Below are 14,824 nucleotides of genomic sequence, written 5' to 3' on the forward strand. Positions count from 1 at the left end.
CCCTGCTCTACACGACCTCGGGCTTTCCCTTTTCAGCCAGCGCCTCGATGCCGGAGCGTATACGAACCGCCGCAGCCATGCCGCCATCGCCGTAACTGGGTTCCTGCATGAAGAGCGCACTCGGAGAGTTTCCGCTGAGGAGCTCTGGATGATGCCGTACCGTGCGCTCCCAAAGTTCGAGCCGTTGCATCGAGACGGTCTCGATACCGAGGATCGCATCGCAGAGATGTGCCTGGTAGCTTTGCTGATGTTTGCGAATAATCAGCCGCATCAGTTCGAGTCGCTTGCCCATACTGGCGATATTCGAGGAAGTTGAACTCGTTCGATACTCGATGAGGGGTTCAGGGATGATGCCGATCCGGCCGTGTGTGGAATAGGCTTGTTCCATATGTTCCAGAATCGTCAGGTAGAAATCCCAGTCCTCGAATCCCGCTCGCATATCCTCATCGTATCCACCCGCAGACAGTGCGAGATCACGCCGAAACACACATGCTGCAGGACAGTTGTTACGGGCCAGAAAAGCGCCGATATCCCCGCCGAGGGGTTTCACAGTGGATTCGAGCACCCCGAAGGTGCTCATCCAAGAGGACGCAGCGACAAGGCCGTCATCGTGATGAAGCAGGTCTACTGCTGATTCAAGGAAGTGCGGTTTGAAACGGTCGTCGCCATCGAGCACGGCCACGAAGGTGCTCGATGCAGCCCTGATGCCTCTGTTCCGCGCGGAGGAAACCCCGGCATTCCGCTGATGAATGACCCGCACACCACTATCCGATAATTCGACCAGAACGCGGATTGTCCTCGGGTCGTCCGAACCGTCATCCACGACGATGATGCTTGGAGTCTGGAGCGTCTGCGCATGCACCGAATCGACCGCCTCGACTATGTAATCGGCCTGGTTACAACACGTAATCACTACTGTGACATCATTCGCATCATTGCTCATGGCATCATCCTAGCTGTATCACGAAACGGCAACACCAACAGCCGTTAAGACCATCCTCATACTTTCTGATAACAACACCACCGTCACGATCCATTGCGCCCAGTCACTGCAACACAACAGTGCAGACGCCTCGGACCGGATGTATCCACTCTCAGGATGTGTACCCTCTTTGGATGAAACAGGACGACCAGCCCGGGATCACCTTCGACGATTGCTAATCTGACTGTGACTTAAGAAGATGCGCACAGTCTTAGGCAGGACAGCACTGGTGGCATACGGGATTCCCGGATGATTGAACTCTGCGCAGGGGAGCTTCCGATAGGGTGCGATCAGCTGTATGGATCGGGGGATGGCGCTCATACCTCTCCCGCAGGGAGCCCGTACCGCTGAAACAATATGAACAATATGAGAGGATGGCCTGTGACTCACAACCGAAGATCTCATGGAGCGGTCTGGACCGTGGCCCTGGTCGTATTGCTCGTAGTGGCTTGCCTGGCAGGCGTGCTCTTCTGGCGATCCCAGGCTAGGCATACAGGCAACAGCTCTTCCACCGATGTCGGCGCTGCATCCTCGCAGCAGCAGACACCGGAACGCAAGCTGCGCGTACTCAACAGCAGAGGCTTGGGGTATCAAGGATGCTCCGTCGATTGGCACGACGCGCAGAAAACGAAGGACGGGTATGCGGACACCCTGATGCTTCACAACACAGACGGGCTCGGCGAGATAGGGATGGGCAATGAAACCGGCACATACCACCTGACCGTCTCCTGCCCCTTGGTGACGCCGGAGACTGGCGAGACTACCGTGAGCAAATCATTCAAGATCACCGTCGACAGAGGCACAGACACCGTCACCATCACCATGCCCTACGCATCATCATTCAAAGAATGAAGCTGCGCACTGCTGCTCCTGCCCCGAACCACACGAGCTTGCTCCCAGGAGATGCGCTCTCCTGAGTTGCTAGTCATGAATGCAACGATATAACAGTATCCTTCGATGAATACTGACAGGATCGGCATCTTTGGCGGTGTCTCAAATCATCAATAGGTCAGCATTCGATGTATAGTCATCATATGCTGACTATTGCTTCTCGTGTTGATGCTATGAACCGATTGGGCCGTGCGATGGCCGATGCGACCCGGTCACGGATTCTGCTGTCATTGTTGGACAATCCAGGATATCCGGCCCAGCTTTCTCGCGAACTCGGGATATCCCGCACCAATGTTTCCAATCATCTGGCGTGTCTCAGAGGTTGTGGCATCGTCGTCGCAGTACCCGAGGGTCGCAGAACCCGCTATGAGATTGCTGATGCACACCTGACACATGCACTGAAGGATTTAGTGGACGTTGTGCTCGCTGTCGACGATGGAGCGCCCTGCCTAGATTCGAATGCTGATGTGCCATTGTGCTGCGGCCCCGGGGTCAATCAGACACAGACAAACCAGGAGGCTCGATGAACCGGGCGGAGCCTGTATCCCCCCAAGAGCAGAAGAGCCCCTCTATCATTCATGACGATCTACCCGAAGAAGCAACCCCATGGTGGCGTGACCAAACATTGCTACTGCCTATTGCATCCGGCCTGTTGTGGGCTATTGGCCTCGCTCTGCGACTGCGCGGATTCATAGTCTCTTCATGGATTATGTTTTCTATTGGATTGCTCGCCGGCGCATCGACTTTCGTTCCGGGCACTTTCAAGCAACTGTTCGCCAATCGCGGGCGCGAGCGTCTGGGAGTGGGCCTGCTGATGACCATATCCGGTATCGGCGCAGTGCTTCTCGGTCATGTCGAAGAGGCCGCAGCCCTGGCCTTCCTGTTTTCAATTTCAGAAACGCTGGAAGACCGATCGATGGATCGAGCCAAACAAGGGTTGCGTGCATTGCTTTCACTAATACCTGAGACGGCACACATCTCCAGCGCGACAGGAGAGCGGGTCATCCCAGCGGCCCAAATTCGCCGAGATGACATTCTCATTGTGGGAGCAGGTGAACGCGTGTCCACTGATGGCGTGGTTTCCAGCGGCCACTCCTGGCTGGACACTTCAGCCGTTACGGGAGAGTCGATTCCAGTCGAAGCCACACCCAGTGACGAAATACTTGCAGGTTCAGTCAATGGGACAGGAACACTCTACGTCCGGGCCACCGCGGATGGTCGCGACAACTCCTTGACAAAGATTGTGCAGCTGGTAGAGCAAGCCCAGGCGAATAAAGGCACCCGTGCGCGCCTGGCCGATCGCATCGCAAGTCCCCTGGTACCGGCGGTGCTCATCACCGCTGTACTCGTCATCATCTTTGGCTTCATCATCGGCAACCCTGCCATGTGGGTCGAACGCGCCCTTGTCGTTCTGGTCGCTGCATCACCTTGCGCCCTAGCCATCGCAGTACCCGTAACGGTAATCTCAGCAATAGCTTCAGCATCCAAAGCCGGGGTGATCATCAAATCCGGCGTCGCATTTGAACAGCTGGGAACCATTCGCCGTGTGGCATTCGACAAGACAGGCACCCTCACCCGCAACCAACCACGGGTCATCACCACAGTCACAACGGCCGGACGCTCCCAAACCGAGATACTGGAGTGGGCTGCGGCACTCGAAGCTGCAAGCAGTCATCCATTGGCACATGCCGTCATCACCTCCGTAGAGAATGCACCAGGTGCTGCAGATACCGAGGAAATCCCGGGATGTGGCGTATCAGGACTTGTCAACGGCCACCAGATACGCGCCGGGAGTCCTCGTTGGATTGATCCGCGGGAACTCACCGAGGATGCCGGTAAGTTGTCGCTTCGAGGCATGAGCCTCATCATCGTAGAAGCAGACGGGCAAGTAGCGGGAATCATCGGCATCAGAGATGAGCCACGCACTGAGGCCCGCGAGGCGATCAGACGTCTGAACGACCTGGGTATCGAGACGGTGATGCTCACTGGCGACAACACCCGTACCGCCGAGGCAATCGCCAGCGAAACGGGCATTACCGAAGTTCATGCCGAACAACTTCCCGAGGATAAAGCCGAATACTTGCAGCGTTCATCATCCCAGGTACCAACAGTCATGCTGGGGGACGGCATCAACGACACACCGGCATTAGCTGCAGCCACCGTAGGCATCGCCATGGGCGCCACCGGCAGTGCCGCAGCCATCGAGTCAGCGGATGTCGCACTCACAGGCAACGACCTGCGTTTGCTACCAGCGGCGCTGGAACACGCTCGAAAGGCCCGTGCGATCATGACCGGGAACATCGTACTCGCCCTTGCTCTCATCGCAGCACTGTTCCCCTTGGCACTGTTTGGAATCCTTGGACTTGCCTCGGTGGTGCTGATACATGAGATCGCCGAAGTATTCGTCATCCTCAATGGTTTGCGGGCAGGGCGCACAGCTCTGCCTAACAGAACCGTAAGGTGACAGAGACAGACAATGTTTCATTCAGCATGAACGCATAACCTGCACACCCCTCCGCACAGACCACCAACCCGCTCTTGCCCGAGACAACATCTCATGATGCCAATACTCCTGGATTGACTGCTGTCGGCAAGTCACCGCGGGATGACGCAATGCATCTCACCAGACCCAGATTCACCTTGGCGCCGAAGCACTCCGTGGCATACGTCTGCATATTCAGGATCGTGAAGAAGATTCGCCTCCCGCATCCAATCGTTTCAGAATCGGTTCGAGACCAGCAACCGGTCGCGCCGTTAGGCATCGACGGTCAATGAAGTCAGCAAAGTGGCGGCAAGGCAGACGAGTGCAGAAACCGACATCACCGCGGTGAAGCCTTGCGTGAACCCGGTGCTTGAGACCATCGTTCCAAAGCGGTAGAACACCATGACGGATATGGCCGTTCCAACAGCGCCGCCGAGTTGTCTTGATATGTTGAACAGTCCTGACGCGTTGCCGATATATGTTGCTTCCACCGAGCCGAGCATGGCCTTCTGCAGAGCAGGACCTGCCATTGATATGCCAGCCCCGCATACTGCCAGCGCCACGGCCACCGGGAGATATGATGCGCCCCTCCATGCAGCGAAGGCAATCCACGCATAGCCGAACATCTGAAGGGCGAATCCAGCCAGCGCCACTCGTTTCTCGCCATGGATGTCGGCCATCTTCCCCGCGAAAGGCGATACCACGACGAGCGTCCCCGTCCACGGCAATATCTCCAACCCCGCCTTCAATGCAGTCGCGCCCTGCGCCACTTGAAGGAATTGGGGAAGGAAGAACACGGTTCCATACATGGCGGCGTACAGAAGAAACGTTCCGACGAAAGCGACATCGAATCTCCTCGACCTGAACATGTGCAAAGGCATCAGCGGATTCCTTCTCAATCGCTGCAGAGCAATGAACGCAAGCGCGCATGCCACACCGAGCACACCGACGAAACATGTCACCAGGCTGATTGACCCGACAGCGCTTTGCGAAAGCATATACATGAAGGCCGCAGGTGCAATGATGACAAGAATCGCGTCGAGTGGATGAGGCCTCTTACCCTTGCCCGCATCGGCTGGCAGCCGCTTCAGCACGAGATAGGCTGTGGCCAGTCCGATCGGGATGTTGATCCAGAATATCCACTGCCACGACAGCGTCGACACGATGAGACCACCCAGAGACGGTCCTGCTATCAGCGCCAATCCGCCGATGGCGCTCCAGATTCCCAAAGCCCTGCCTCGCCGTTCAGGCGGGATCGATGCACTGAGAATCGCCATCGACATAGGGGTCATCACCGATGCCCCGACACCTTGCAACACCCGAGACCCTACCAGCAAAGGGTAAGTGAGCGACAAGGCGCAACAGGCGGAGCCGATGGTGAACACCAGCAGGCCGATGACATACATCCTCCGATGACCTATGGATGCGCCATAAGCGACACCGACCAGCAGCAGCGCGGCGATCGTGATGTTATAGGCGTTCAGCACCCATTGCAACTGACCGACCGACACGGAGAAATCCTCCCGAATCGCGGTGGTGGCAGTGGACACGATCATCGAATCCATCATCGACATGAAGAAGCCAAGCGAAGTCAAGGCGAGCAGCCACCTCTCACCCGATTTGTTCGCAGTGGCTTCTGTTGAAATTCCGGACATCGCACATCTCCAAACTGTTCTATAGTTCTAAAACATTCAAACTATATCACGTCCGACAACCCGCTCTTCCAACACCAGCAATCAATCAGAGACTGTCGTAGAAGCCTGAGACGAAGGTGTCGAAGGCATCCTTGTTGATGGAGACGTACTTCTCACGCGCCACCTTGCGGGTGACAGTCAGCCCCGCCTCACGCAACAGTTTGAAATGATAAGAGCCGGTCGATTTGCTCATATCGATCACCGCACTGACCTCGCCGCAGGTGACGCCACGGCCCGCGTCTTTGAGATACCGAAGAATCGCGATCCGCGTCTGGTCCGAAAGGGCTTTGAACACCTTCACGAGTTGGTCGTCGGCAGCAGAGAACAATTCAACAGTCATATGACAATTGTACAAAGAAATCATGCACGGATCTTCTCGAAAAGCACACCCCCTGGGTGGTGCAGGCGCCCGCCGACGGCGTGCTTCGATCTTCCGGGCCGAACATCAATCTTGATAGAATCGAATGATCTGGAACTTCACATACAAGACGAGGGGGTTGGTATGGGTATGGTTCCACAAGCAAGCAGCGCCACGGTACGGACACGTAGCGGATTCCACACCTGTATCGCGGCATACGGTATCACAGCATACGGCGGAGAATCCTCGGGCCGAAGATTCCGCATTGACCTGCCGACCCACCGTTTCACCCGAGCGATCAACACCGACACACTTTGGTCGAAATCATGAATACACAACCGTGGAAGCACGCTCTCGTATCCATCATCTGCATATTGGTGATCGCAACGATCATGTCATTTCATTTCGCCAGTAATCTGCTGATTCGTGGCATAGGTCTCACCAGCGGCCTGGAGTTCGCGGGCAGTCTGGCAATCTTCATCTCGGCGATCTTCCTGCTCAAGGATTTCAGGAAAAAACAATAAGCGGCATTGAACCATGATCGAAAGGCCCATGCGATCACAACCGGGAATATCGCACGGGCCTTCGCATTCAGCGCACCGGCGTTACCGACACCAGACCTCTGTCAATATAGCTACGCACTGCCTGCTCGACGGTTTCGAGTGTGCCGTATTTCGGGGAGTACCCGATCAGGGTGCGCGCGTTCTCGATGCTGTACTGGCCGCTTCTCGCGATGTGGTAGTAAGTATGCTCGCTGAGTGACGCGTCGTCGATGTGTTCAACCCACTGTGGCCAGGGCATGAACTCTATGTCGGGCTCCTGTCCAAAGAAACGGTACATCGCCTTCGCATACCCATACAAGGTCATGGATTCAGCTGCGACGGCATGGAAGCTCTCCCCCAAGGCCTGGTTCCGGTGCGCAATTGCCTTGAAGAACATCTGCGCCACATCGTCCGCGTGCACATGGTGCAGCGTTTCCATCCCGAAATTCGGTAAGGCGATGGCCCGCCCGTCAGCGATGTCCTGGAAGACCCCGATATCCGTGTTGCCCTGAGGATTGATGATGGTCCACCCGGGTCCCGATATCTGTCCGGGCATAATTACTGTGGAGGGGAATCCTCTCTTCCTGAACTCCTCCTGCAAATACAGTTCACTCTTGTATTTATTGATGCCATAGTCATCGAGTGGAGCTTTCACCGCATTTGCTTCGACCGGCAGAGTTTCGGCCCGCCCATGCGCCCATATCGACGAACAGAAGAGGTAATGGGACAGTTCGGTGCCCTCCAGAGCCTCGACGATGCCTTTGGTATCGTCGAGGCTGAAGCTGATCAAGTCGACGACCACGTCAGCACCGAGTTCCGCTATTTTCCGGTTGAATTCGGGATCTTTGACCCTGTCAAGACTGAGTTGACCGACACGTCCCCATTCAGCGCCCTCCACATAGGGCTTGCTTCGACCACGGCTTACCGCGATTACTTCGTTTCCGCTCCTCACCAGTTTGGGAACGAGATACGACCCGATATGACCGTATGCCCCGATAACCACTATCTTCATTTATGCCCCTTTCCTCATCCACATCCATGAAACCCATATCACTACCGATATGGGCATTACATGCCCGCCTGCTGACGATCGCCAGTATCCCGGCCTTCGGCCGGGCCCTCATCCCCGGAAGCCGAAATACATGATCCCGTGACCGGATCGCACCATCCTGATGTGGGATAGTGACTCAGCATAATAATCTTGTCGGGCCGCGCTCTGTCGGTATGCCCCGCGCCTTCTTCACTCATGAGATGAATCCCTCCACGCTTCTTCGATGGCTTCTGAGTATTGCCGGGTGCCGACGGCACCCGGAATTCCGAATCTCCTATTCAACAGCGTAAAGGGAACGCCGGTGACACCCAGGTCTAGGGCCGACCGCCTGTCCTCACGCACCGCGTCGCCAAACTCGTCACCGGCGATTACGGCGGCAATCCGGTCCTTGGGCAAGCCCACAGCCATGCCGGTCCGCAGCAATACATCAGCCTCGAATGCCTGTGCATTGCCTCCGAACACTTCCGATTGCATTGCCTGCAGATATTCCCATCCAAGACCGAACTCATTCCCCAGTTGCACCAATCGCAGCATGTCGAAGGAGTTTTTCATCGGTCTGTCCACGTGATACACGAGTCCGTCCTGCCGGGCTTGGCGAGCAATCATCTCCTCATTGGGTCGCACCTGTTCCACAGACATACCGACCTTATGCGACAGGAACTCCAATGTGGAGATGGCCTTCTGCGGAGCATGTGGATCTATCTGGAAGGTATGCACATTGAGCTTGATGCGGTCACTGTGCGGTGAAGCTTCAATCGCCTTGGAGAGTCGATGCTCACCGATATAGCACCAAGGGCACAGTACATCCGCCCACACATCGATGACGAGCTGCTTACCTGCCTGGCCTTCGTTGTTGGTCATGGTTCCTGATGCCTTTCACATAAGTTGAGTACAACCTCAAGTTAAGGCTAGCATATCATCATGGAGTAAGCTCGGCTCCTGGACAGGAGAACACATGGCGCGCACTGCGAATTCACGGAAGGATGCCAGGGACAACACGGCCAAGTTGCATTCAGCAGCGCTGGCCGTATTCGCTCGTCTTGGCGTCAACGCACCTCTCGAAGTGATCGCGAAAGAAGCGGGCGTCAGCATCGGCACGTTATACAACCGTTATGCCACACGCGAAGAATTGCTGGAAGCGCTGATGCCCGATGCGATCGCACAGGCGACATCGACACTCACCGCGGCGGTCGAGAACTCCACCGACCCGAAGGAAGGTCTGGAGCTGTTCCTGAACACCATGATGGACCTTCAACGCACCGATTCCATGCTTAATGCCGCGTTGCACGCCCTCTCCGTAACGCCGGATTCCACGAACACCGAAGGATGCGACGAGTTATTGGCGATCGGCTACCAACTCCTTGATCAGTGCCACGCGACCGGGGTCCTCTCAGCAGATTTCCGTAGACAGGATCTGTTCAACATACTCTGGCTCTTCAGCAAGGGCATATGTGATCCCAACGCTCCAAGCGATTGGGAACGCACCGTTCAACTCATGATCACAAGCGCTTTGGCGCAACAACCCGCATAGGGGTACCGGCCTGCGGATAGGAGTTCCCGAATTCCTTCGCTCCGCAAGCGCAGCCCCAACGGCGTGCTACCGGCCGCCACATATGTCACGTCCGGCAGGGACGAACCCCACTTTGATGGCGGCCACGGTCGTGAGTGACTGGCCGCACAGGCAGAGACGCGATAGCCGACCGTCGAGATGCCGACGTCCAACCACAACGGTTTTCAGGAATGATTATGACACCATCAAACCCCCATCGGATGAAGGCGCCAACATCGAAATCGAATGCCGTCGGATCGCCTGGGCGGGTATTAGCTGAACTGGGTGCGATACAGACGGGCATAGAAGGAATCACGAGCCAACAACTCCGCATGACTCCCTTGTTCAATGATGTCACCATGGTCCATCACGAGTATGAGGTCGGCGTTCCGTATCGTTGATAGACGGTGGGCTATCACGAAGCTCGTCCGCCCTTTCATCACACCGGCTATGGCAGTCTGGATGTCCTTCTCGGTTTTGGTATCGATGCTCGAAGTGGCCTCGTCCAGGATCATGACCTTCGGATTCGTGAGTACCGCTCGTGCGATGGTCAGCAATTGCTGCTCACCTTGGGACAGGATCCCATCATCACTTGAGATTACGGTTTGATATCCCTGAGGTAGTTTCCTGATGAAGCTGTCGCATTGAGCCACCTTTGCGGCACCGATGATCTCATCCTTGGATGCGTCAGCTCTCCCATAGGCGATGTTGTCGGCAACGGTGCCCTTGAATAGCCAGGTGTCCTGCAGAACCATGCCGAATGCTTTACGCAGCTCCTCTCGTGGAATGGTATTGGTGGGTATTCCGTCGAATGCTATCGTTCCGGCATTGACCTCGTAGAAACGCATCAGCAGATTCACCAGCGTCGTTTTCCCCGCACCCGTCGGGCCGACGATAGCGACCGTCTGATGGGCTTTGGCTTCGAAAGTGACATCATGCATCAATAACGGCGCTGCGCCATATCCGAACGATACGTTGCGGAAGCTTATGCCGCCCTGTGTCTCGCTGGGGAGACTGCGTGCATGCACTGTGTTGTCATCTTCATCGAGTTGCAGAATCGCATGAATTCTCTCAATCGAGGCCAACGCACCCTGGAAGGAGTTGTAGATGTATGCAGCATTGCTGATGGGTTCGGAAATCTGCACCACATATTGCAGGAAAGCCTGAACCAACCCAATGGTGATTACACCCTGGATCGCATAGTGACCACCGAAAAAGGCGGCCAGGATGAACGCACATTGATTCACGAAACGGATACTTGGATAGATCGCGAAATTGACGAATTGCGATCTGCTGCCCGCCTCGAATTGCTCATCTATCAAGCCGTCTATCTTCTTTATGAAACGATCCTCCCTACCAAAGGATTTGATTACGAGATTCCCCGCAAGAGCTTCTTCGGTGGCATTGCTCAGGGAGCTTAAGGTTGACATGCTGTTGTGGAACAAACGCTGGTTCAGCACCGATACGTATCCGGTCAATATGCTTCCAAGCAACAGGATGGATACCACCATGAGTGCCATAGGCGTATTGATCACAAACAGCAGGATGATTCCGATACCGATCGTCAGCACGGAATAGACGAATTGGTTGAAGCCGGTGATCAGCACTTCGGATATCTTATCGATATCGGATGTCGCCTTGCTCAGTATCTCCCCCACCTGGGTGTTATCGAAGAAGCTCAGTGGAAGCTTGGTCATTTTGCTGCTCAGCCGCTCCCTGAGTCCCAGACTGACGCTCTCACCGATACGGGCCATCTGACGCTCCTGGTAATAGTTCAGCGCAAAATTCACCACGGCGATGAACAATATCGTCAGGATTGGCCACAGAATCACAGTCTGCATGCGATTCCACAGATCTCCTCCTTCCTGATGCGACATCACCTCTACGACGTCGTCGATGACCACTGCGGTGATCCATGGCACCATGGCAAAAAGAATCGTCGACAAGACGTTGGTGAGCACCGTCAGAATCATCGGCGTGCGCTCACGACCAAGCAGGGCAAGAAAATGAGTGATCGCCTGACGATACGACTGCGGCCTTTCGATCGTGGCCTGATCGCCCCGGTTCCTCTTCTTCCTCATTCCTTCTCTTCCTCCAATAGCCCTTGCGTGCGGGCGAGATCACGGTAATACCTGTTACCTTCGAGTAGTTCATCGTGCGTCCCCTGCCCGACGATGCCGCCGTCGTGGAGTACGAGGATATTGTCCGCCGCCGCTATGGTCGCCAAGCGTTGCGCGATGATGACGGTTATGGACTCCCGGAGGTATGTTTTCAGTTCCTTGCGCAGACGCGCATCGGTTGCGTAGTCGAGTGCGGAGAAACTGTCATCAAATACATAAACATCCGCAGGCTTCGCCAGCGCCCTGGCTATGGCCAATCTCTGTTTCTGTCCACCGGAGAGATTGCTGCCACCTTGAGCCACCTCGGATTCAAAGCCCTTCGGCCGGGAAGCGACGAACTCCTGTGCCTGAGCGATACACGACACCCTTTCCATCTCGGCTGCTGACATACCCTCATTGGCGAAGCGGAAATTATCCGCGATCGTCCCACTGAAGAGAAACGCCTTCTGCGGTACGTAACTGATCCGGCTGCGTAGATCCGATAAACTCATTCGCCTTATATCCACATCACCGATGCTTATTTCACCCGACTCGATATCGTTCAATCTCAACAAGGTTTTCGCGATGGAGCTTTTGCCCGCACCGGTTCCCCCAACAATCGCCAGAGTCTGCCCGGAGCTCACCGAGAAATTGATATCGTCAAGCACCTTTTTCTCCGCACCTTGGTAGCGGAAATCCACATGACGATAGCTGAGAGTGACCGGCAGTTCCCGCGCGCCACTCGTTTCATCGGGTAGAAGCTCGGCATGGCCATCACTGATATCGCTCACGGTATCCGTGACATCTTGCACACGTCTCAACGACGCCAATCCTCTCGGGAGTTGGAAGAGCACCAGTGCCGACATGATCAGAGTGCCTATCGTCGTCGTGCTGTATTCCACAATCGCCGTCACAGAGCCGATCTCCAGAGTGCTGTTGGCGACCAACGATGACCCCACCCAAATAATCACTATCATGGATATATCCATCAGGCAGTATGCGACCGGACTCAGTAGAGCGAAATTCCGGTTGATCCGGATATTGTTGTCTGCGTAGCTCTTAAAGGCTTTGTTGACCCGAGTCTCCTCCCGATGCGAATTATCGAAAGCACGAATGATTCTCACGCCGACGAAGGACTCCCTCAACACCAGGGTCATATGATCGACCTTCTGTTGAATCCTTTGAATGCTCGGAAGTGATCTGGTCAATACGACCATCGTCGCCGCACCGAAAACCACGATTGCCATCAACGGGACGATGGCAAGCAGGGGATAGATATGCAGGGTCAAGGCAATGGAGAAAACCGCCATAATCGGGCTCGGAAGAACCATCTGGAGAACAGTCAGCACAATCTGTTGAGCGTTCTGGTTGTCGTTGGTCATTCTGGTCACCAATGATGCGATACCGAATGCGTCACTCTGATCAACCGTGATGTCTTCCACGGTACGGATGATCCTTTTTCTGTTATCGCGCGCGAATGCCGCTGCGAAACGGGCCGATGAATAACTGCCCATTATCCCCGCGACCGTTCCTATGAAGAGCACCAGCACCATCCAGCCGACGACGGCATTGACGGCCCCTCCGTCCTTCCTCAGGATGCCCTGATTGATGAGTTCGGCCACAAAAAACGGGATAGCCAGCATCGCGAAGGTGTTGATGGCAATGAATACGACGCTGAGTCCAAGTAATGTTTTGTTGCGTGCTGCGAATTGTTGCAGTAGATGCATACGTTTCCTTGATTGAGATTTAGTCGAGATGAAGTAGGTCCAGAAGTTTTTGATTGATTCTTGTGAATTCGTCGCGTTCCTCAGGACTGAGCTGCGAATATGCCCCAGATTCCATTTCGTATAGCTGCGCCAGAACACTGTCCGAGATTCCCTGACCATAGTCGGTAAGTCGTATGACCTTTTCCCGCCCGCTATGTGGACTCGTTTCGCGCGTGATATAGCCCTTGCCTTCCATCACATTCAATGTCGATGTAACGGTCTGTTTGGGCAGGTGGAGCTTATCAATAATCATTCTTGGTGTGACATCCGGCCCGATACTTGAAATCACGTAGAAGATCATCAGGGTATTGTCGGTCATCCCGTGCGATTTCGCCCATTCCTCATAGAAGTGATTCATGCCGAACCAGACATCATAACTGCGGTCGATCACTTCTTTCACATCCATCTGCCCACTCTCTTCCTTGCGGTGTCCCCGTTATGGCAACAAACGGGATGTGCCCCGGCAGCCAAACCTAAACTTTGTAATATAGTCCTATTTAGGACTTTTCAATATAGCATACATGCTCCTGCAAACCCAGGAGCATAAATCTTCCTTGCCCATTTCCAGCACCCGCCATCGAATATCGCCGGATACGCAGAAGAAAACCTTCCATTTCGCTTCGTCAACAGCCAAGGAGGGCATACCCCGTAACCACCTGGCAATTCCACCAGCCCTATCCAAACCCGTCGCGCCCCCACACCGATCGGAACGCTCACAGCCGGACGATACGCCTTATCGCCCGTTCCACCAGATCCGCATCAGGCTCGGAGACGCCCAGCAGTCCGTGGATGGTGAGTCCCTCTATCAGCGGATCGAGCATACGAACGGTATCCTCATCAAACAAACGTCCCAGGGCAGCACGGTTGGCATGCATCCACTGCTGGGTGATGCCTCTGAACCGTTCCTCCCTGGCAGCCAGGGTGTACAGCTCATGGGTGATCACGGATTCGGCATTCCCTCGTTTCTGGCCCGCGAGAATGAATGCGACAAGCACCGTAACGGCATCCTCCGGGGAAGCGGCCGCTCTCAGATCGTCGGCGAAAGACGCGCTGCCGTCGGACGCGAATTCGGCGAAAGCCGCATAGAGCAGATCGTCCAAGCGGGCGAAGTAATACGTGGTCAGCCCCAGAGGAACCCCCGCAGCGGCCGCTATTTTACGATGAGTGGTCGCAGCGACGCCGTATTGCGCGACGACGGAAAGACAGGCCACAACAATCCGCCGGCGTCTGTCCGGCTGTCTGGATCCCTGATTGCCTTGCGCGGCGGAAGAGGTCCGATTCCCCATGTTTCGACCACCTTAGCGAAGGACACACAGCCGTGTTGTCATTGACTTGTACATATGTACAATACTCGGTATACGGTACTGCGATGACTTCACCGCCCGGGAAGCAACGGCGCGAGATTCCGTA

14 protein-coding genes are annotated in these 14,824 nt (G+C 55.3%); 5 read left to right on the forward strand and 9 right to left on the reverse strand.

Annotation, left to right across the window (positions count from 1 at the left end; genetic code table 11):
• Positions 1-7 precede the first annotated feature (7 nt).
• Positions 8-943, reverse strand: coding sequence for a glycosyltransferase family 2 protein (locus BPSY_RS01775; protein WP_051921460.1), 936 nt, complete (start codon positions 941-943; stop codon positions 8-10).
• A 420-nt stretch (positions 944-1,363) separates the two neighbouring features.
• Here BPSY_RS01775 and BPSY_RS01780 point away from each other — a divergent pair, with 420 nt between their 5' ends.
• The 3 genes from BPSY_RS01780 (at position 1,364) to BPSY_RS01785 (ending at position 4,337) form a co-directional block, all read left to right on the forward strand.
• Positions 1,364-1,834, forward strand: coding sequence for a hypothetical protein (locus BPSY_RS01780; RefSeq protein ID WP_152596796.1), 471 nt, complete (start codon positions 1,364-1,366; stop codon positions 1,832-1,834).
• A 182-nt stretch (positions 1,835-2,016) separates the two neighbouring features.
• Entirely contained in the window at positions 2,017-2,400 is a 384-nt protein-coding gene (cmtR, locus tag BPSY_RS11305) for a Cd(II)/Pb(II)-sensing metalloregulatory transcriptional regulator CmtR (protein ID WP_081884087.1), read from the forward strand.
• Positions 2,397-4,337, forward strand: coding sequence for a heavy metal translocating P-type ATPase (locus BPSY_RS01785; protein ID WP_081884088.1), 1,941 nt, complete (start codon positions 2,397-2,399; stop codon positions 4,335-4,337). Before cmtR ends, BPSY_RS01785 begins: the two co-directional genes overlap by 4 nt.
• Positions 4,338-4,627: 290 nt before the next feature.
• Here BPSY_RS01785 and BPSY_RS01790 read toward each other — a convergent pair whose 3' ends face one another.
• Positions 4,628-6,010 carry a DHA2 family efflux MFS transporter permease subunit gene (locus BPSY_RS01790; protein ID WP_051921462.1) on the reverse strand — a complete coding sequence of 461 codons (1,383 nt, stop codon included), beginning with the start codon at positions 6,008-6,010 and terminating at the stop codon, positions 4,628-4,630.
• An 85-nt stretch (positions 6,011-6,095) separates the two neighbouring features.
• Positions 6,096-6,389: an ArsR/SmtB family transcription factor gene (locus BPSY_RS01795; RefSeq protein WP_033495578.1), complete on the reverse strand. Its 294-nt coding sequence runs from the start codon at positions 6,387-6,389 to the stop codon at positions 6,096-6,098.
• A gap of 344 nt (positions 6,390-6,733) precedes the next feature.
• Here BPSY_RS01795 and BPSY_RS01805 point away from each other — a divergent pair, with 344 nt between their 5' ends.
• The gene (locus BPSY_RS01805; RefSeq protein WP_033495582.1) at positions 6,734-6,931 is read left to right on the forward strand and encodes a hypothetical protein; all 198 of its coding nucleotides are present in this window, start codon (positions 6,734-6,736) and stop codon (positions 6,929-6,931) included.
• Between the two features lie 67 nt (positions 6,932-6,998).
• On the opposite strand, the gene BPSY_RS01810 is transcribed toward BPSY_RS01805, so the two are convergent.
• Together BPSY_RS01810 and BPSY_RS01815 are read right to left on the reverse strand one after the other, a co-directional pair.
• The gene (locus BPSY_RS01810) at positions 6,999-7,961 is read right to left on the reverse strand and encodes an NAD-dependent epimerase/dehydratase family protein (RefSeq protein ID WP_034886603.1); all 963 of its coding nucleotides are present in this window, start codon (positions 7,959-7,961) and stop codon (positions 6,999-7,001) included.
• A gap of 228 nt (positions 7,962-8,189) precedes the next feature.
• Complete coding sequence (locus tag BPSY_RS01815) at positions 8,190-8,861, reverse strand: DsbA family oxidoreductase (protein ID WP_033495587.1); 672 nt, start codon at positions 8,859-8,861, stop codon at positions 8,190-8,192.
• Positions 8,862-8,955: 94 nt separating this feature from the next.
• Between BPSY_RS01815 and BPSY_RS01820 the strand changes: the two genes are divergently transcribed.
• Positions 8,956-9,531, forward strand: a complete 576-nt coding sequence (locus BPSY_RS01820) for a TetR/AcrR family transcriptional regulator (protein WP_033495589.1) — start codon at positions 8,956-8,958, stop codon at positions 9,529-9,531.
• Between the two features lie 290 nt (positions 9,532-9,821).
• Here BPSY_RS01820 and BPSY_RS01825 read toward each other — a convergent pair whose 3' ends face one another.
• The 4 genes from BPSY_RS01825 to BPSY_RS01840 form a co-directional block, all read right to left on the reverse strand.
• Positions 9,822-11,630 carry an ABC transporter ATP-binding protein gene (locus BPSY_RS01825; protein ID WP_033495591.1) on the reverse strand — a complete coding sequence of 603 codons (1,809 nt, stop codon included), beginning with the start codon at positions 11,628-11,630 and terminating at the stop codon, positions 9,822-9,824.
• Positions 11,627-13,375 carry an ABC transporter ATP-binding protein gene (locus BPSY_RS01830; RefSeq protein WP_033495594.1) on the reverse strand — a complete coding sequence of 583 codons (1,749 nt, stop codon included), beginning with the start codon at positions 13,373-13,375 and terminating at the stop codon, positions 11,627-11,629. The genes BPSY_RS01825 and BPSY_RS01830 overlap by 4 nt, the downstream gene beginning before the upstream one ends.
• Positions 13,376-13,394: 19 nt before the next feature.
• Positions 13,395-13,820 carry a MarR family winged helix-turn-helix transcriptional regulator gene (locus BPSY_RS01835; RefSeq protein ID WP_051921464.1) on the reverse strand — a complete coding sequence of 142 codons (426 nt, stop codon included), beginning with the start codon at positions 13,818-13,820 and terminating at the stop codon, positions 13,395-13,397.
• 307 nt (positions 13,821-14,127) lie between these two features.
• The gene (locus BPSY_RS01840) at positions 14,128-14,700 is read right to left on the reverse strand and encodes a TetR/AcrR family transcriptional regulator (RefSeq protein ID WP_051921465.1); all 573 of its coding nucleotides are present in this window, start codon (positions 14,698-14,700) and stop codon (positions 14,128-14,130) included.
• Positions 14,701-14,824: the final 124 nt, after the last annotated feature.

This window comes from Bifidobacterium psychraerophilum (assembly GCF_000741705.1).
Classification (GTDB): domain Bacteria; phylum Actinomycetota; class Actinomycetes; order Actinomycetales; family Bifidobacteriaceae; genus Bombiscardovia; species Bombiscardovia psychraerophila.